General features: G+C 36.1%; 15 protein-coding genes, 1 tRNA gene and 5 pseudogenes. 17 read left to right on the top strand and 4 right to left on the bottom strand.

What is annotated here, in order from left to right; genetic code table 11:
* The first annotated feature begins 57 nt into the window (after positions 1–57).
* The 6 genes from ABWU71_RS00885 (at position 58) to ABWU71_RS00860 (ending at position 6,189) form a co-directional block, all read left to right on the top strand.
* Positions 58–750, top strand: a complete 693-nt coding sequence (locus ABWU71_RS00885; RefSeq protein WP_353275023.1) for a phosphatidylserine decarboxylase — start codon at positions 58–60, stop codon at positions 748–750.
* A complete protein-coding gene (locus ABWU71_RS00880; protein ID WP_353284561.1) occupies positions 747–1,517 on the top strand; it encodes a CDP-alcohol phosphatidyltransferase family protein in 771 nt (256 codons plus the stop codon). The genes ABWU71_RS00885 and ABWU71_RS00880 overlap by 4 nt, the downstream gene beginning before the upstream one ends.
* Positions 1,518–1,539: 22 nt before the next feature.
* On the top strand, positions 1,540–2,883 hold the full coding sequence (locus ABWU71_RS00875; RefSeq protein WP_353284560.1) for an alanine/glycine:cation symporter family protein: 1,344 nt from the start codon (positions 1,540–1,542) through the stop codon (positions 2,881–2,883).
* Positions 2,884–2,885: 2 nt separating this feature from the next.
* Entirely contained in the window at positions 2,886–4,352 is a 1,467-nt protein-coding gene (locus ABWU71_RS00870; protein WP_353284559.1) for an alanine/glycine:cation symporter family protein, read from the top strand.
* A gap of 147 nt (positions 4,353–4,499) precedes the next feature.
* Entirely contained in the window at positions 4,500–5,075 is a 576-nt protein-coding gene (gene plsY, locus ABWU71_RS00865) for a glycerol-3-phosphate 1-O-acyltransferase PlsY (protein WP_353284558.1), read from the top strand.
* A gap of 254 nt (positions 5,076–5,329) precedes the next feature.
* A protein-coding gene (locus tag ABWU71_RS00860; protein ID WP_353284557.1) for an IS630 family transposase occupies positions 5,330–6,189 on the top strand; the annotation gives its coding sequence in 2 pieces (ribosomal slippage) (positions 5,330–5,654 and positions 5,654–6,189; 861 coding nt in all).
* Positions 6,190–6,352: 163 nt separating this feature from the next.
* Here the strand turns inward: ABWU71_RS00860 and ABWU71_RS00855 are convergent.
* A pseudogene (locus ABWU71_RS00855) lies at positions 6,353–6,935 on the bottom strand (IS5 family transposase); the annotation flags it as partial.
* 66 nt (positions 6,936–7,001) lie between these two features.
* On the opposite strand from ABWU71_RS00855, the gene ABWU71_RS00850 reads away from it, so the two are divergent.
* The 8 genes and pseudogenes from ABWU71_RS00850 to ABWU71_RS00815 form a co-directional block, all read left to right on the top strand.
* Positions 7,002–7,794, top strand: a protein-coding gene (locus ABWU71_RS00850) for an IS5 family transposase (RefSeq protein ID WP_265023453.1) whose coding sequence is annotated in 2 segments (ribosomal slippage) — positions 7,002–7,265 and positions 7,267–7,794 — 792 coding nt in all. Because the reading frame shifts where the segments join, the coding sequence is not laid out codon by codon here.
* A 198-nt stretch (positions 7,795–7,992) separates the two neighbouring features.
* Positions 7,993–8,065, top strand: a tRNA-Val gene (locus ABWU71_RS00845).
* Positions 8,066–8,100: 35 nt separating this feature from the next.
* Complete coding sequence (locus tag ABWU71_RS00840) at positions 8,101–8,988, top strand: cation diffusion facilitator family transporter (RefSeq protein ID WP_353284556.1); 888 nt, start codon at positions 8,101–8,103, stop codon at positions 8,986–8,988.
* 52 nt (positions 8,989–9,040) lie between these two features.
* The gene (locus tag ABWU71_RS00835; RefSeq protein WP_353284555.1) at positions 9,041–10,081 is read left to right on the top strand and encodes a hypothetical protein; all 1,041 of its coding nucleotides are present in this window, start codon (positions 9,041–9,043) and stop codon (positions 10,079–10,081) included.
* A gap of 26 nt (positions 10,082–10,107) precedes the next feature.
* Positions 10,108–10,900 (top strand): IS5 family transposase gene (locus ABWU71_RS00830; protein ID WP_265023453.1). Its coding sequence is split into 2 segments (ribosomal slippage): positions 10,108–10,371 and positions 10,373–10,900, totalling 792 coding nucleotides; the frame shifts between segments, so codons are not numbered across the junction.
* 5 nt (positions 10,901–10,905) lie between these two features.
* Positions 10,906–11,391, top strand: a pseudogene (locus ABWU71_RS00825) (IS630 family transposase); the annotation flags it as partial.
* A gap of 157 nt (positions 11,392–11,548) precedes the next feature.
* Positions 11,549–12,408, top strand: a protein-coding gene (locus ABWU71_RS00820) for an IS630 family transposase (RefSeq protein ID WP_353284076.1) whose coding sequence is annotated in 2 segments (ribosomal slippage) — positions 11,549–11,873 and positions 11,873–12,408 — 861 coding nt in all. Because the reading frame shifts where the segments join, the coding sequence is not laid out codon by codon here.
* A gap of 28 nt (positions 12,409–12,436) precedes the next feature.
* Positions 12,437–12,770, top strand: a pseudogene (locus ABWU71_RS00815) (transposase); the annotation flags it as partial.
* A 105-nt stretch (positions 12,771–12,875) separates the two neighbouring features.
* On the opposite strand, the gene ispG reads toward ABWU71_RS00815, so the two are convergent.
* Entirely contained in the window at positions 12,876–14,156 is a 1,281-nt protein-coding gene (gene ispG / locus ABWU71_RS00810) for a flavodoxin-dependent (E)-4-hydroxy-3-methylbut-2-enyl-diphosphate synthase (RefSeq protein ID WP_353284554.1), read from the bottom strand.
* 16 nt (positions 14,157–14,172) lie between these two features.
* Positions 14,173–14,799 (bottom strand): TRP75-related protein, encoded by a 627-nt coding sequence (locus ABWU71_RS00805; protein WP_353284553.1) that lies wholly within the window; start codon positions 14,797–14,799, stop codon positions 14,173–14,175.
* Between the two features lie 249 nt (positions 14,800–15,048).
* Here ABWU71_RS00805 and ABWU71_RS00800 point away from each other — a divergent pair.
* The 3 genes and pseudogenes from ABWU71_RS00800 to ABWU71_RS00790 all read left to right on the top strand — a co-directional run.
* A pseudogene (locus tag ABWU71_RS00800) lies at positions 15,049–15,431 on the top strand (IS630 transposase-related protein); the annotation flags it as partial.
* A 59-nt stretch (positions 15,432–15,490) separates the two neighbouring features.
* Positions 15,491–16,283, top strand: a protein-coding gene (locus ABWU71_RS00795; RefSeq protein ID WP_265023453.1) for an IS5 family transposase whose coding sequence is annotated in 2 segments (ribosomal slippage) — positions 15,491–15,754 and positions 15,756–16,283 — 792 coding nt in all. Because the reading frame shifts where the segments join, the coding sequence is not laid out codon by codon here.
* Between the two features lie 5 nt (positions 16,284–16,288).
* Positions 16,289–16,774 (top strand): annotated as a pseudogene (locus ABWU71_RS00790) (IS630 family transposase); the annotation flags it as partial.
* A gap of 481 nt (positions 16,775–17,255) precedes the next feature.
* Here ABWU71_RS00790 and ABWU71_RS00785 read toward each other — a convergent pair.
* Positions 17,256–17,594, bottom strand: a complete 339-nt coding sequence (locus ABWU71_RS00785; RefSeq protein ID WP_353284552.1) for an outer membrane protein assembly factor BamE — start codon at positions 17,592–17,594, stop codon at positions 17,256–17,258.
* Positions 17,595–17,661: the final 67 nt, after the last annotated feature.

The following is a 17,661-nucleotide window of genomic DNA, read 5'->3' as shown; positions in this document are numbered from 1 at the left end:
TTTCATGAGAAATTATAAATGATAAATTGTTAACAATAGGTTATTGTGAATAAGATTATGTGTTTTGGTTTACCTAATATAAACAGGGAAGGTTACTCATTTATAGTAGTTTCCTTTATAGTAACGTGTATAGCATTCTCTATATCTTGGGGGTTTGGTGTTACGTGCTTGTTCCCGACATTATTGTGTACTTATTTCTTTCGTGATCCAGCAAGAGCTGTGCCAAACAATAAGGATCTTATATTAAGTCCTGCTGATGGTGTGATTTCAAAAATTGAAGAAGTTAATTATCCTTTATCGGCAGAAAATGGAGAAGAGAAGAAGTTTACGCTTGTTAGCATATTTTTAAGTGTTTTGAACGTCCATGTGAACCGTATACCAATATCTGGTACGATAAAGGAAATGAGTTATAAAAAAGGCAAGTTTGTATCCGCAATGAGCAATAGGTCTAGTAATGAAAATGAAAAGCAGGTTATTGTAATTGAATACGAAAAGGGAAAAGAAATTATTGTGGAGCAAATAGCTGGATTAATTGCACGTCGTATCGTTTGTAATTTAGGAGTATCCCAGAACGTAAAAGCAGGTGAAAGGTTTGGAATTATAAGATTTGGCAGTAGAGTGAATATTTATGTTCCTGCTGATATAGAAGTAAGAGTTTCAGAAGGGCAAACTGTTATTGGTGGTGAAACAATTATAGCAAACTTAAATAAGGAAAACGTTCAAGAGAAGCTTACTTTTGACGTTATATGAATAACGATGGAAGTAACAGTAGATCCTTACCTATTACTAAATTATTCCCAAACTTTATAACTTTATTGGGTTTATGTTCTGGTCTCACTTCACTTAAATTTACATTTAATGAACAATGGGAATTCTCAGTAATTTTTATCATCATTGCAGCAATAATAGATGGAATGGATGGCAGAATAGCTAGAATTCTAAAATCAACCAGCGATTTTGGAGCCCAGCTTGATTCTTTTGCAGATTTTCTAAATTTTGGTGCAGCGCCTGCATTTCTTTTGTATTTTTGGAAGCTAAACGAAATCAAAGTCATAGGTTGGATTTTAGTAATGATATACGTAATCTGCATATCAATAAGACTTGCAAGATTCAATGTTTCGCTACACTCAGAACAATCACACTGGGAAAAATTTTTCTTTTCTGGTGTTCCAGCTCCAGTGTGTGCTTTACTTTCTTTGTTACCAATAATTATTACCTTTCAATCTCATGAGAGTGAATACTTACTTTTCATAGAGCGATTTTTTAACACAAGAAACGTAGCTTGTTACTTTCTGGCCATTTCATTTTTTTCGATAAGTCACATTCCAACTTTCTCTGCAAAATATATTTATATTCCCAAAAGCCTATCCTATATATTTGTGTCATTTTTTGGAGTACTTATTGTATTTTTCATCAGTAAGCCCTGGATGACTCTACCAATTTTAGGTATAGTGTATACACTTACTATTCCAATAAGCATCGGGTTTTACATATATTTTACATATAAAACTCGTTAGCTAACAAAAAATAGAAAACTGCATGATTTTGAAGATAAGTGAACTATTAAATTCATTTCTGTATATAAAGATATTCAACATTCCATTTATAATTATTTGGGTAATTGCAACTGGAATCTTTTGTACTGCTCAGTTCAAATTCATTAACTTTAGGTTACTTAAATATGGAATACAGACGCTATTCAATCTAAAGTGTAATAACAGCAACAATGGCATAATCACTCATATTCAAGCGTTTGCAACAGTAATTTCAGGAACAGTTGGTCTTGGAACAATATCAGGAGTTGCAATAGCTATCACAATAGGAGGCCCAAGTGCAGTTTTTTGGATGGTAATTACTGGAATACTTGGTATGTCGATAAAGTTTGCCGAGGTGGTGCTTGCATTCACTTATCGCTCTGAAAATACAACTGGTGGTGCTTTTTATTACATGGAATACGGGCTTGCAAAGATTGGATTTGCAAAAACTGGTAGATTTCTTGCCTTCACTTATGCGATTATGCTACTTATTGCAATGATTTTGGGTGGTATACCATTTCAAGCAAATCAAATAGCAGCACTATCAAATAACCTCCTAGAATACAATGCGTCCATTATTATATCCCTGCTTGTCTTTATTGTAATATTGGGAGGAATAAAGCACATTGCTTTCGTTTCAACGAGCTTAGCACCAATTATGATAGTGCTATATGTTTGTATGTGTATATATTTAATTTATGTAAACGGAAGTAATTTGCTGAATGCTCTATCCATAATATTCCAAGATATCTTCAATAAATCAGCTATAGGAGGCGGAGTATTGAGCGGATTAATAGCCGGAGTGAGAAGATCAGTGTTTGCTAACGAAGCAGGTACCGGAACAGCAGCTATAGCACATTCAGCTGTAAAAGAAGAAGATCCAATTAAAGTTGGGTGCGTTGCAATGATTGCACCACTTATAGACACAATATTAATCTCATTTTTGACTGGTATCGTGATAATTATCACTGGTATGCACAGCACTGATAACGTGAGTGATATTACACTAATTAGTTCGGTATTTTCAACAGCTTTGCCCTTGTTCAGCAAGTTAGTTTTTCCGCTAATGATGTTTTCCTTTGCATTTTCCACAATAATAGCTTATTGTTACTACTGTGAAGTTGCTTTGCTGTACTTATTTGGTAATAAAAAAATACTGATATTGTTCCAAATTCTTATAGTGGTTTCAGTGTATATTAGTTGTATGTCAAAGAATATAGAATTTATATCTTATCTAGGTGACAGTTTATTTATGTGCCTTATGATTCCAAATGCTGTTGCAATATATCTACTGAGAAGGGAAGTTTTGAATACAATAGATTCTTATTACAATTCTAAAGGGTATTAAACATGATTTATAGATTGCTTTGTATGGTATTATTTTGCCTATCGTTTAATGATGTGTACGCTGCTTCAGGTTTTCACGAAAGTTATGATGCTGTGTTGAACGGAATAAGTAATTTCATGAATGAAGTACTGTTTTTCAAGATCCTTTACGTGCCATTTATAATCCTTCTACTAGTTTTTGGTTATGTGTTTCTAACATTACGTTTTGGATTTCTCAACATAAGAATGTTTAAGCATGCGTTTGCTATTTTATGTGGAAAATATGACACGAATCACCATGATGGTCATATTACGCATTTTCAGGCATTTATGACTGCACTTTCAAGCACAGTAGGCCTTGGAACTGTTGCTGGAGTCGCAATTGCAGTTTCAATGGGTGGACCAGGAGCGGTGCCTTGGATGATGATTACAGGTTTTTTTGGTATGTCAGCAAAATTTGCTGAGGTAACGTTGGCGTTTAGACATAGAACAGAAGATCAGGACCAATTGTTTAGTGGTCCCTTTCAGTATATAAGGAATGGTCTGGAGGAATTTGGATTTAAAAAACTTGGTATTGTGCTGGCTGCCATGTATGCAGTATTCTTTGTATTATCAGGTCTTGGTGGAAGTGTAGCGTTTCAAACCAACCAAATGGTTTCCATATTATCTGGCTATTCAAGTTGGGTAGATGGTCACTCTTGGTTTCTTTCTTCCATAATCTCTGCGCTGCTTGCTCTAGTGATTATTGGCGGAATTAAAAGGATAGCTAGAGTATCTTCTGCACTAGTGCCTATTATGTCACTTATATATATCTTTAGTTGTATTATTATTATTGCATTTAATATTCATAACCTTGGTTATACGTTGAAAATATTATTTTCCACTATGATAGATTTCAATGCTGTTGGTGGAGGGATGGTAGGAGCATTTGTTGCTGGAATTCAAAGGGCAATCTTTGCCAGCGAAGCGGGTGTTGGTTCTGCTTCAATTACTCATGCAACAACTAAAGATGAAGAACCAGTAAGAACTGGGCTTGTTGCTATGATAGAACCATGCTTTGACACAATGTTAATTTGCTGTTTAACAGGAATAACAATAGTAATAACAGGTGCATACCAGACTAGTGTTGGTGAAGGGATATTAATTACTCAAAAGGCATTTGAGACAGTTTCTCCATGGTTTCCTATACTTTTAACCATAGCTGCACCTTTGTTTGCATTTTCTTCGGTAATTTCATTTGTATATTGTTGTGAAATGGGGTGGTTATATTTGTTTGGTGCAAAAAGTATAGTGATATATCGCATAGCGGTAATAATTGTGGCATTTTTCTCTGGCCTTTCTAAAGATATAATGGCTATTGCTAATATTGGCGGAACTTTATTCTCTTGTTTAGCTCTTATCAACATGACAGCGCTTATACTGTTTAGTAATCAGATTAACGACGAAGTTCAGTGCTACCTGAAAAGGCTGAGGAATAATAAAATTAATTAAATTTTGGCATATGCGGAGAGGTATAGCTATAATAAGTAAGATTTCCCTACGTCATACCGCGATTTATTCGCGGTATCTCAGCATAGATCCCGCTAACAAGCAGCGGGATGACGAAATTTTGCGATTATTAATCAGTAAATTTTACCTGTGTTAGTTATAGTCCTTATACTATCCTACGTACTCGGTTCAATACCGTTTAGCTTAATCATTACAAGAATAAAAGGGATAAACTTAAGAGAAGTAGGTTCAGGAAATATTGGAGCTACAAATGTCCTAAGAACTGGAAATAAATTTCTTGCTGCTTTGGCATTACTTCTGGATTCCTTGAAAGGATTTATTGCAGTTTATATAGCACAACAATTTTGTGATAATAACGATTTTTATATGTATGCATCCGCAATTTTAGCAGTTTTAGGACACATGTTTCCTATTTGGCTAAAATCCAGTGGAGGAAAGGGCGTTGCAACCACTCTAGGGATACTGATAGCATTTAACATTGATATTACTTTAGTATTCGTAATAATTTGGATAATAGTCTTTCTTGCCTTTAGATACTCTTCCCTTGCTTCACTCAGTGCTACTTCAACGGCTGTAGCATGGTCCTTTTTTTTTCAGAGGAATTTGTTCTTAACATTACTAGTTATAGGAGCACTAGTTTTCCTAAAACACCACAGAAATATTGCAAATCTTCTGCAAGGTAAAGAGTATAAATTTTATAGATAATGTACTGCCAAATTATTGACACTTAAACTACGAGACAAATTGCTTGACGGTATGATTTTGTCCTCTTTGTTTAAGTCTATGATTTTTGCTTTTGTTATATTCTCTACTTCTTGAGGTGTTAAAAGACCATCTTCAATGAATTCCTTTTTTGTTTCTCTTATTTTTTCATAAAGTTGAGTAACGTGATCTTTATAGCTCTTTTCATAGAAGTCCGGATGTGATAAGATAAGGATAGACGATGATAAGGAGGTTGAGTGCCAGCAGCATATAGTTATGACTTAAGGAAAAAAGCAATGGAAGCGCTAGAGGAGGGAGGAAGCAGAGAAACAGTGGCAGCAAGATTTAAAATTGGACGAACTACTTTATGGGAGTGGCAGCAAAGAAGAAAAGAAACAGGAGACTTTCAATCAAAAAAACTTGGAAATGGAGGTTACAATCACAAAATCACCGAATGGGATGCCTTTGCTAAATTTGCCAGAGAAAACGGAGGAAAGACTCTGTCGGAAATGGCTAAACTTTGGGGCAACGTTAGTATCCAAGCGATCCACCGAGCTCTCAGAAAAATTGGATTTACGCGCAAAAAAAGACATATGGATACAAGGAAAGAAACGAAGAAAAACGTGCTGAATTCTTAAAAATTATAGCAACAAAAGAACCAGAAAACTTAGTTTATATAGATGAGTCTGGCATTGATAACACAGAGGACTATCCATATGGGTATTGCCAGAAAGGACAGCGGTTTTATGGCCTAAAATCTGGAAAGAAAACTCAACGAATCAGTATGGTTGCAGCCTTAAGTAGAAGAAAGATAGTTGCTCCATTAACCTTTGAAGGCCACTGTAATATGGATGTTTTTAATGGATGGTTTGAGCAATTTTTGACACCGATCTTGGAACCTGGACAGACTGTCATTCTTGACAATGCTACTTTTCATAAGTCTGGTAAGATTATCGAGCTTGCTAGAGGAGTTGGTGCAGAAATTTTGTATCTGCCGCCGTATTCTCCAGATTTCAACAAAATTGAGCATCATTGGTTTGCTATAAAAAACAGAGCTAGGAAAAACATTCCTCTATTCGAATCCTTTCGTCGTGCTGTTGATTCTGCCTTCCTATGACCTGTTCGGACTATTATAAGAAATGCTATATATCTTAGTGAAAAAATATAAGTAATTAATTTAATATGAACAATATAAGATATAGCTATAACTAAAGCAATTTAGATTTACCGATAATTTGGTAAGCTATGAACTCGTCATTCCGCTACGTGTTAGAGCCTGTTCATAATCTTTTCAGAAGTAAGGCAGTGAAAGCCAGAACGACCATTTGTAGGCTAGTATTGAGTTTTCGCTCACAATTTTTCCACAATCTTCTACATTTTTCTAACCAAGCAAAAGATCGCTCCACAACCCATCTTTTGGGCAATACAACAAAGGAATGTAATTCATTTCTTTTTATCACTTCAACGGTTGCACCAATAATCGTTTTTATTTGAGTTGCAAAATTCTCTCCAGTATAGCCTGCATCAACCAGTACATTTTTAACTCCCGAGAGGTTTTCTTTTGCATTTTCGACCATTCTCACAGCACTGCTACGGTCAGTTATCTCTGCTGTTGTTATATAAATTGCATGGGGCAAACCTTGCGTATCTACTGCAATATGGCGTTTTATTCCTGAAATCTTTTTGCCTGCATCATAGCCTTTTTCTTCAGCAGTATCTGCATTTTTTACACTCTGTGCATCAATTATGCAGAAGCTGGTTTTTTCTTTCCGACCATTGTTTTGTCGGACCACGCCAACTATTTTTTTTTAACACCAGCTCCAGAACACTTTCTTTATCTGCATCTGGTTTTTCACTCCACTTCTTAGAACCTGTACATGATCTCAAGAAAGGAATAAACTAAGAGATAATATATATAAGTTAGGATATATGAGGAGTTTATACCCAAGTGATATAAGTCGGGAAAGATTTGAGATTATGTTACCAGATCTAGAGTCCTGTAGAAAAAAAACAAAACCAAGGAAACTTGATTTGTATGATGTATTTTGTGGAGTGTTATACGTTCTGAAAAGCGGTTGTCAGTGGAGAATGCTACCAAAAGAGTTTCCAAAATGGCGCAATTGTTACGACTATTTTAAGAAGTGGAGTGAAAAACCAGATGCAGATAAAGAAAGTGTTCTGGAGCTGGTGTTAAAAAAAAATAGTTGGCGTGGTCCGACAAAACAATGGTCGGAAAGAAAAAACCAGCTTCTGCATAATTGATGCACAGAGTGTAAAAAATGCAGATACTGCTGAAGAAAAAGGCTATGATGCAGGCAAAAAGATTTCAGGAATAAAACGCCATATTGCAGTAGATACGCAAGGTTTGCCCCATGCAATTTATATAACAACAGCAGAGATAACTGACCGTAGCAGTGCTGTGAGAATGGTCGAAAATGCAAAAGAAAACCTCTCGGGAGTTAAAAATGTACTGGTTGATGCAGGCTATACTGGAGAGAATTTTGCAACTCAAATAAAAACGATTATTGGTGCAACCGTTGAAGTGATAAAAAGAAATGAATTACATTCCTTTGTTGTATTGCCCAAAAGATGGGTTGTGGAGCGATCTTTTGCTTGGTTAGAAAAATGTAGAAGATTGTGGAAAAATTGTGAGCGAAAACTCAATACTAGCCTACAAATGGTCGTTCTGGCTTTCACTGCCTTACTTCTGAAAAGATTATGAACAGGCTCTTAGCGGAATCTATGCTGAGATACCGCGAATGAATCGCGGTATGACGTAGGAAAACCTGACCTGCACTAGCTATAGGCTCTATAGCTTGACTACAAAAAAATCTAGATTCTAACGTTACGTTAGGATAGGGTAAGAATTTAAAAGCAAATTGACTTTCATTCCACCAAAGCACTATACTAAAACCACGATGGGTAATTAGCTCAGTTGGTAGAGCACTTGCTTGACGTGCAAGCGGTCGCTGGTTCGAACCCAGTGTTACCCACGTTTTTGTTTATGAAAAGATTTTATATGACAGCAGTGCATAACGGTAAACACTCAGCAGCGCAGTCCAAGCGCTTAATCTATTCCATAATAATAGTTGCGATAACAATGTTTATGGAAATAGTAGGTGGAATAATTTCACATTCGCTTGCTCTATTATCAGATGCAGGGCATATGCTTACTGATCTTTTTGCCTTGGTTTTAAGCTGGTTAGCACATAGGTTTTCAGCTAAGAAATCCGATTTGCAGAGATCATACGGGTATCATCGGTTGCAGATAATTGCAGCATTTGTTAATGGTTTAACTCTATTCCTCATTGCAGTAATCATTATAATTGAGTCAATAAAAAGGTTTATTTTTCCAGTCAATGTTGAGTGGAAAGTAATGTTAATAATTGCTACACTTGGCCTGATCTCTAATATCATAGTCTTTTTTATATTACATAGTAAATGCGAAAGCAATATAAACATAAAAAGTGCTGTACTACACGTTATAGGAGATATCTTAGGTTCTGTAGCTGCTATACTTGCATCCATAATTATCATGCTTACCGGGTGGCAAGTGGTGGATCCAATTCTGTCAGTACTTGTTAGTGTAATAATTTTAAATAGTGGCTACAAAATTCTAAAGAATTCTTGCCACATACTTCTTGAAGGTACACCTGAAGGCATATCAACTGAAGAAATAAAAAGTAAGATCACATCAGAATTACCTGAAGTGATAGATGTGCACCACATACATACATGGTCGCTGTCTGATAATTATTTTATAATTACCATGCATGCTAAAATAAAGCAAAATGTGCAGCACACCAATGTTTTATATGAAATAAAAAAAATATTGCTAGATAAGTTCGAGATAGCACACTCTACAGTCGAGATCGAATACGATGAGTGTGCAGATAATAAGATACTTAAACATTGACGTTTTAAATTATTATACTATTACTATAATGTAATGATGTTGAAGGTAAGCTATGATAGGTATTTCTCAATTACAATTTCCTTCAAAGGAATCTAGCAGGCTAAAGTTTGTTAGTTATTTTGCAACTTTTGTTTCTTTAAGCATTATCACTAATCCCGTTAATGTTCTTTTTTCTCTTGGTACTATATTCTTCAGGTCTGAAATTAAAACTCTTTATACCTACAAAGAAATAAAAGCGGCAAAACAGCAAAAAATGAGCAAAAGGGAATATTGGGAAATATTTTTTAAAAACAATACAATCAAGGTAGCAGCCTTCCTCTTGTTTTCTGCTTTCATAACATATCTAACTTTCACTACCACTTTCTTGCTTATTTCGTTACTGGGAACTATACCACTTACAATGCTATTAATTTTATTGCAGAGTGAACTAAGGCCAAAAGATTTTAACCCATTTACGCTGCTTAAAGCTTCTATAAATTTCTTTTTGGAAGGTATAAAAGAGAATTTACGTGGTATGGTTAATAGTTTTGATGTTAAGCTCGAGCATTTGCTTCCTCATAAGTTAAATGATGATATCATTAAAAATATTGATAAATTAAAAGATAAGTATGGTGAAGAAGTATCCAAAGACGTTATTAATGATAGGGAATTCAAGCAATTTATTGAATATATAAATGATTTATATGAACTTAATTATCGTCAATTTAGTGATGAAGATAAAGGAAGAGTAATTGCATTTTTAAATGACTTTTGCAAAGATGATCAAAAGCATAGCTCCGGCTTTACAGGTGGACGGATTTTACTTTTAGTTCTGAAAGCCTGCAATGATGGAGACAGAGAAGCTGTAAAAAATAAAAAAGACGCGTTAATTACAAATTTGCTTGATAGCCAAACTTTCTCTAGAAAAGAGCGAATTCCTAACACTTGCTTCACCGGTATTATCTATAGAATGTTAAGCACGCTAGAGGGTATTCATCCTGATCCAGAAATTAGATTTACTCCTCCAAGGCAAATATTACTTTCAGAAGCACAAAATGAAGCACGTGAGTTTATGTTAGAACCTGTACATGATCTCAAGAAAGGAATAAACTAAGAGATAATATATATAAGTTAGGATATATGAGGAGTTTATACCCAAGTGATATAAGTCGGGAAAGATTTGAGATTATGTTACCAGATCTAGAGTCCTGTAGAAAAAAAACAAAACCAAGGAAACTTGATTTGTATGATGTATTTTGTGGAGTGTTATACGTTCTGAAAAGCGGTTGTCAGTGGAGAATGCTACCAAAAGAGTTTCCAAAATGGCGCAATTGTTACGACTATTTTAAGAAGTGGAGTGAAAAACCAGATGCAGATAAAGAAAGTGTTCTGGAGCTGGTGTTAAAAAAAAATAGTTGGCGTGGTCCGACAAAACAATGGTCGGAAAGAAAAAACCAGCTTCTGCATAATTGATGCACAGAGTGTAAAAAATGCAGATACTGCTGAAGAAAAAGGCTATGATGCAGGCAAAAAGATTTCAGGAATAAAACGCCATATTGCAGTAGATACGCAAGGTTTGCCCCATGCAATTTATATAACAACAGCAGAGATAACTGACCGTAGCAGTGCTGTGAGAATGGTCGAAAATGCAAAAGAAAACCTCTCGGGAGTTAAAAATGTACTGGTTGATGCAGGCTATACTGGAGAGAATTTTGCAACTCAAATAAAAACGATTATTGGTGCAACCGTTGAAGTGATAAAAAGAAATGAATTACATTCCTTTGTTGTATTGCCCAAAAGATGGGTTGTGGAGCGATCTTTTGCTTGGTTAGAAAAATGTAGAAGATTGTGGAAAAATTGTGAGCGAAAACTCAATACTAGCCTACAAATGGTCGTTCTGGCTTTCACTGCCTTACTTCTGAAAAGATTATGAACAGGCTCTTAAAAATTATAGCAACAAAAGAACCAGAAAACTTAGTTTATATAGATGAGTCTGGCATTGATAACACAGAGGACTATCCATATGGGTATTGCCAGAAAGGACAGCGGTTTTATGGCCTAAAATCTGGAAAGAAAACTCAACGAATCAGTATGGTTGCAGCCTTAAGTAGAAGAAAGATAGTTGCTCCATTAACCTTTGAAGGCCACTGTAATATGGATGTTTTTAATGGATGGTTTGAGCAATTTTTGACACCGATCTTGGAACCTGGACAGACTGTCATTCTTGACAATGCTACTTTTCATAAGTCTGGTAAGATTATCGAGCTTGCTAGAGGAGTTGGTGCAGAAATTTTGTATCTGCCGCCGTATTCTCCAGATTTCAACAAAATTGAGCATCATTGGTTTGCTATAAAAAACAGAGCTAGGAAAAACATTCCTCTATTCGAATCCTTTCGTCGTGCTGTTGATTCTGCCTTCCTATGACCTGTTCGGACTATTATGAGAAATACTATAAAGATTTTCATGAGTGATTTAAAAAAAGTATATCAGGCTTCAAGTAGAGAAATAGCTGAAAATTATAGCTCTTTTCATAGAAGTCCGGATGTGATAAGATAAGGATAGACGATGATAAGGAGGTTGAGTGCCAGCAGCATATAGTTATGACTTAAGGAAAAAAGCAATGGAAGCGCTAGAGGAGGGAGGAAGCAGAGAAACAGTGGCAGCAAGATTTAAAATTGGACGAACTACTTTATGGGAGTGGCAGCAAAGAAGAAAAGAAACAGGAGACTTTCAATCAAAAAAACTTGGAAATGGAGGTTACAATCACAAAATCACCGACTGGGATGCCTTTGCTAAATTTGCCAGAGAAAACGGAGGAAAGACTCTGTCGGAAATGGCTAAACTTTGGGGCAACGTTAGTATCCAAACGATCCACCGAGCTCTCAGAAAAATTGGATTTACGCGCAAAAAAAGACATATGGATACAAGGAAAGAAACGAAGAAAAACGTGCTGAATTCTTAAAAATTATAGCAACAAAAGAACCAGAAAACTTAGTTTATATAGATGAGTCTGGCATTGATAACACAGAGGACTATCCATATGGGTATTGCCAGAAAGGACAGCGGTTTTATGGCCTAAAATCTGGAAAGAAAACTCAACGAATCAGTATGGTTGCAGCCTTAAGTAGAAGAAAGATAGTTGCTCCATTAACCTTTGAAGGCCACTGTAATATGGATGTTTTTAATGGATGGTTTGAGCAATTTTTGACACCGATCTTGGAACCTGGACAGACTGTCATTCTTGACAATGCTACTTTTCATAAGTCTGGTAAGATTATCGAGCTTGCTAGAGGAGTTGGTGCAGAAATTTTGTATCTGCCGCCGTATTCTCCAGATTTCAACAAAATTGAGCATCATTGGTTTGCTATAAAAAACAGAGCTAGGAAAAACATTCCTCTATTCGAATCCTTTCGTCGTGCTGTTGATTCTGCCTTCCTATGACCTGTTCGGACTATTATGAGAAATACTATATCTGCTTGAGTTGGAAGAAAAATGGAGAGAAAAATATCCACTAGTCATAAAATCCTGGCAGAATAATTGGGAAAACTTATCCGGCTATTTCAAGTATTCTGGCCCAGTCAGGAGGCTAATTTATACTACCAATCCTATTGAGGGGCTACATAGACAGATCAGAAAATTCACTAAAACCAAGGGTTCATTTACCAGCACAAATGCCTTGTATAAACAAGTGTATTGTGCTATAAAAAAGGCAGAGCAAAATTGGACTATCCTAATCGGGCTTTAACTATATCTCAACTTGATATCTTCTTTCCCGGCAGATTGTGAAAATTGAGTTGAATTAAAAATGCGGTTTGACACACTTTTTTGAACATTCCCAACGAAAAAAGAAAAACAAGGTTTAATTTTCTTTTTTATTTGCGATTCATCTATTAATTAACCGTGAAAGGTTACGTGTAATGCTCCTTCACATAATTATCAATAATTGCCTTAAATTCTTCAGAGACATTATCACCTTGTAAAGTTTTGAAATATTTGCCGTTTTTGTAGACTGCTGAAACAGGTTTTTCTCCATATCCAGGCAAGCTGATTCCCAAATTTGCGTGTTTGCTTTCTCCAGGACCATTTACTATGCATCCCATAACAGCAATGTTCATATGCTCTACACCTGGATTTTTTTTCTTCCACATCGGCATATGAGTTTTTATATAGCCATTCACCTCTTCAGTTAATATACGAAAACGATCGCTACTCGTGCGCCCACAACCAGGACATGAATTAACCTGAGGGTTAAAGTATCGCAAGCCTATAGACTGCAATATTTCCTGACACACCACCACTTCATTAGTACGCGATTCACCAGGACGTTGAGTCAAAGAAGCCCTTATTGTATCTCCAATGCCATTTTGCAATAAATAAGTAAGCCCTGCTGCGGTATTCACCACACCTTTATTGCCCATACCAGCCTCAGTTAAACCCAAATGCAGCGCATAATTGGAAGATTTTGCAAGTGCCATATAAACTAAAATTAAATCTTGTACTTTGCTAACTTTACATGAAGTGATTATTTTGTTTGAATTTAGACCAATTTCTTCAGCTTTTCTTGCACTATCAAAAGCAGACATTACAAGTGCTTTGCGCAGTATAACATCAGAAGGCCTTGAATTACTAAGCGAAGAGTTTTCATCCATCAATTTTTGCAAAAGGTATTTATCAAGACTACCCCAATTTACTCCAATTCTAACCGGAAGATCGTGCATTATTGCATACTCTATCACCCTTTCAAACTTCTCATCACGTTTGTCGCCAAAGCCTATATTGCCTGGATTAATTCTAATTTTACCCAGCATTTTGATGTTGTCTGGATAATCTTGAACTAATTTATCTAGCTCATATTGACCGCAGCCTACCAATATTTTACCGTCAAAACCTTCTTTATTTATCTCTTCTACTATATAAGGTATTGCTCTTGCTACCTCTTCTGAGTTCAAGGCAATTCGCACCAATTCTGAACCTGTACGCGCTAGTTCTGTTATCTCTTTTGCATAATGTTTTGCGCTACTTTTTATATTATCAGAATCTATATGCACACCAAGCGCCATAGATTGTACAACTACAGGATTATTTCCGCCTATCTTTACTTTTCCAACTTCTACAACATGAGTTTTGTGCCTGGAAATCGGCAATAATTCATATGCATCATCATTTAATATCAGGTCTTTATCTAGCATATTATTAATTGTGATACTATTTTACTGTGTCAGCTACGCTGCCAAATGAACTTGAACCATTCAAACTATAAGCATCTACGTTATCCAAATTAGCAATAGAATCATGTGAGCACGTTCTTCTTGATGGAGTTTCTTTTATAGTGACATTTATAGGAGAAACTTTTTTTTCTCGTGTTGAAGTAACTTTCCTCTCTTTTTGTTGTTCACTTTCATGCTGCTTATTTTCATACTGGGAAACTGGCTCTTGATCTATAAATACAGCACCCTTTAAACGTGCGATATTAATACCATGCTGATTTATCATAGCGCTCTCTTCATCGTCAACTATGCAAGCTTCCATGTCATTTAGTTCATTATCAAGACTAGCAATTTTCTTCTCTTTTAATTTTTTGATTAGATCTTCTTTATTTATAGCTCGATCTTGTAATTTTTTTTTCTTGAGCAATTCCCTACGCTTCTCATACAGTTTATATGACTCAGCAAAATCCTCATCTGTATGAAAGTTTGCACCACCAGGGTTACCAGGAGGTATGTATTTCTTACTGAGCTTTACCTTAGACTTAGCTTCAGCACTATGCACAGTAAAAAAGCTAGAAACCAAAAACATTAATATAAACAAAACTTTAGAAAAAATCCTAAGCATATGGTGCTATAGTAAATATCGTGTTTTAAAAGATAGCAATTAACAAACTTTAAGTAAACCAGAATCTTTACTAACTTTACAATACAAATATTTTTCTAAAAAGTGATATATTTACTATCAAAAACCTACATAAGCTAAGAGAAGAGCAAGGTGTTACAAGTTGTGTAACACCTTTTCAAGAAGAGTATAGCTCTTTTCATAGAAGTCCGGATGTGATAAGGTAAGGATAGACGATGATAAGGAGGTTGAGTGCCAGCAGCATATAGTTATGACTTAAGGAAAAAAGCAATGGAAGCGCTAGAGGAGGGAGGAAGCAGAGAAACAGTGGCAGCAAGATTTAAAATTGGACGAACTACTTTATGGGAGTGGCAGCAAAGAAGAAAAGAAACAGGAGACTTTCAATCAAAAAAACTTGGAAATGGAGGTTACAATCACAAAATCACCGACTGGGATGCCTTTGCTAAATTTGCCAGAGAAAACGGAGGAAAGACTCTGTCGGAAATGGCTAAACTTTGGGGCAACGTTAGTATCCAAACGATCCACCGAGCTCTCAGAAAAATTGGATTTACGCGCAAAAAAAGACATATGGATACAAGGAAAGAAACGAAGAAAAACGTGCTGAATTCTTAGAACCTGTACATGATCTCAAGAAAGGAATAAACTAAGAGATAATATATATAAGTTAGGATATATGAGGAGTTTATACCCAAGTGATATAAGTCGGGAAAGATTTGAGATTATGTTACCAGATCTAGAGTCCTGTAGAAAAAAAACAAAACCAAGGAAACTTGATTTGTATGATGTATTTTGTGGAGTGTTATACGTTCTGAAAAGCGGTTGTCAGTGGAGAATGCTACCAAAAGAGTTTCCAAAATGGCGCAATTGTTACGACTATTTTAAGAAGTGGAGTGAAAAACCAGATGCAGATAAAGAAAGTGTTCTGGAGCTGGTGTTAAAAAAAAATAGTTGGCGTGGTCCGACAAAACAATGGTCGGAAAGAAAAAACCAGCTTCTGCATAATTGATGCACAGAGTGTAAAAAATGCAGATACTGCTGAAGAAAAAGGCTATGATGCAGGCAAAAAGATTTCAGGAATAAAACGCCATATTGCAGTAGATACGCAAGGTTTGCCCCATGCAATTTATATAACAACAGCAGAGATAACTGACCGTAGCAGTGCTGTGAGAATGGTCGAAAATGCAAAAGAAAACCTCTCGGGAGTTAAAAATGTACTGGTTGATGCAGGCTATACTGGAGAGAATTTTGCAACTCAAATAAAAACGATTATTGGTGCAACCGTTGAAGTGATAAAAAGAAATGAATTACATTCCTTTGTTGTATTGCCCAAAAGATGGGTTGTGGAGCGATCTTTTGCTTGGTTAGAAAAATGTAGAAGATTGTGGAAAAATTGTGAGCGAAAACTCAATACTAGCCTACAAATGGTCGTTCTGGCTTTCACTGCCTTACTTCTGAAAAGATTATGAACAGGCTCTTAAAAATTATAGCAACAAAAGAACCAGAAAACTTAGTTTATATAGATGAGTCTGGCATTGATAACACAGAGGACTATCCATATGGGTATTGCCAGAAAGGACAGCGGTTTTATGGCCTAAAATCTGGGAAGAAAACTCAACGAATCAGTATGGTTGCAGCCTTAAGTAGAAGAAAGATAGTTGCTCCATTAACCTTTGAAGGCCACTGTAATATGGATGTTTTTAATGGATGGTTTGAGCAATTTTTGACACCGATCTTGGAACCTGGACAGACTGTCATTCTTGACAATGCTACTTTTCATAAGTCTGGTAAGATTATCGAGCTTGCTAGAGGAGTTGGTGCAGAAATTTTGTATCTGCCGCCGTATTCTCCAGATTTCAACAAAATTGAGCATCATTGGTTTGCTATAAAAAACAGAGCTAGGAAAAACATTCCTCTATTCGAATCCTTTCGTCGTGCTGTTGATTCTGCCTTCCTATGACCTGTTCGGACTATTATGAGAAATGCTATAAGTTTCCTGGATTCCAGTGTCAAGCACTGGAATGACACCATAGGGGGAGCTACTTGGATGACGGGAGAAGGAGGTTGCTTGGATGACACCCTGACAACCGTCATCCCGCTACGTGTTAGCGGCTAAGAGATACCGCGGCGGTATGACGGTTAAATAATTCGTCATCCCGCTGCTTGTTAGCGGGATCTCTTGTTAGCGGCTGAGATACCACGAATGAATCGCGGTATGACGGCTAAGTAGGGTGTCATCCCAGTGCCCAGACACTGGAATCCAGTTTTCTTTACAAATTCACCAAAAGTGCTTCATTCTATAACGCAAAACCCATACTCACCAAACCCAATGCATTACTTGCAATTAAGTTTCCTGGATTCCACTGTCTGGGCACTGGGATGACGTTATACGGTTCTTGGATGCAAAGAAGAGTGAGAAAAACTCTATAGTTAGCAAACTTTCAATCAGAAACAGCCAAAGATCTCTCTAAGATGTCAGTTTCTTTTGTATCTGCAACTTTACCGTCCTGGTCGAATGAAATTTGCAGAGACTTACTGCTATACTTCCTTTTTCCTAAGAAGTTAGCTTGTTTAATTTTATATGAGACATAGTACCAAACGTTATCATCGAACTTTGATACTAATGTTGGTGATCCTAAAGTGTGAACCACTTTTTCTTTATCGTCACCTACTTTTATCTTGCTCCACAATTCAACACTAATGCCAGGAGCTCCGTGATTGTGAATAGTGTGAGTGCAGCTCACTGTAAATAATAAAATAAAAGATATTAATACTCGCATTTCTGTTGATAAATTACTTGAAGCTATAATACACTAATAAATTACCTGCCGTCAAATTTCAAAAAAG

This window comes from Wolbachia endosymbiont (group A) of Lasioglossum fulvicorne (assembly GCF_964028605.1).
Taxonomy (GTDB): Bacteria; Pseudomonadota; Alphaproteobacteria; order Rickettsiales; family Anaplasmataceae; genus Wolbachia.
The sequence above is the reverse complement of the archived record's forward strand: the minus strand, read 5'-3'. Positions and strand labels throughout refer to the sequence as shown.

Bases quoted from the DNA above. Each gene is read 5' to 3' on its own strand.
- ABWU71_RS00885 (WP_353275023.1), top strand. From the start codon at position 58: ATGTGTTTTGGTTTACCTAATATAAACAGGGAAGGTTACTCATTTATA.
- ABWU71_RS00880 (WP_353284561.1), top strand. From the start codon at position 747: ATGAATAACGATGGAAGTAACAGTAGATCCTTACCTATTACTAAATTA.
- ABWU71_RS00875 (WP_353284560.1), top strand. From the start codon at position 1,540: ATGATTTTGAAGATAAGTGAACTATTAAATTCATTTCTGTATATAAAG.
- ABWU71_RS00870 (WP_353284559.1), top strand. From the start codon at position 2,886: ATGATTTATAGATTGCTTTGTATGGTATTATTTTGCCTATCGTTTAAT.
- ABWU71_RS00835 (WP_353284555.1), top strand. From the start codon at position 9,041: ATGATAGGTATTTCTCAATTACAATTTCCTTCAAAGGAATCTAGCAGG.
- ispG (WP_353284554.1), bottom strand. From the start codon at position 14,156: ATGCTAGATAAAGACCTGATATTAAATGATGATGCATATGAATTATTG.
- ABWU71_RS00805 (WP_353284553.1), bottom strand. From the start codon at position 14,799: ATGCTTAGGATTTTTTCTAAAGTTTTGTTTATATTAATGTTTTTGGTT.
- ABWU71_RS00785 (WP_353284552.1), bottom strand. From the start codon at position 17,594: ATGCGAGTATTAATATCTTTTATTTTATTATTTACAGTGAGCTGCACT.